This is a genomic window from Kluyvera genomosp. 3, assembly GCF_011765685.1.
GTDB classification, from domain to species: domain Bacteria; phylum Pseudomonadota; class Gammaproteobacteria; order Enterobacterales; family Enterobacteriaceae; genus Kluyvera; species Kluyvera georgiana_A.
In genome coordinates, this window is sequence record NZ_CP050321.1 from 557,699 (window position 1) to 558,066 (window position 368).

Genomic DNA, 368 nt, shown 5'->3' on the forward strand with positions numbered 1-368 from the left:
TAATGAACCGTGAGGCTTAACCTTACAACGCCGAAGATGTTTTGGCGAAGAGACGAAGATTCAGCTTGATTACAGATTAAATCAGAACGCATAAAGCGGTCTGATAAACAGAATTTGCCTGGCGGCTGTAGCGCGGTGGTCCCACCTGACCCCATGCCGAACTCAGAAGTGAAACGCCTGATATGGCTCAGTTGGTAGAGCGCACCCTTGGTAAGGGTGAGGTCCCCAGTTCGACTCTGGGTATCAGCACCACTTTTTAGGTTAAAGTTCGGCACTTAGTAAAGAATTTGTCTGGCGGCTGTAGCGCGGTGGTCCCACCTGACCCCATGCCGAACTCAGAAGTGAAACGCCGTAGCGCCGATGGTAGT

The 368-nt window shown here is 51.4% G+C and carries 1 tRNA gene and 1 rRNA gene (1 of these 2 cut by a window edge); both read left to right on the top strand.

What is annotated here, in order from left to right:
- Positions 1 to 175: 175 nt before the first annotated feature.
- Positions 176 to 252, top strand: a tRNA-Thr gene (locus GY169_RS02670).
- A gap of 38 nt (positions 253 to 290) precedes the next feature.
- Positions 291 to 368, top strand: a 5S ribosomal RNA gene (gene rrf, locus GY169_RS02675) (it continues 169 nt past the right edge of the window).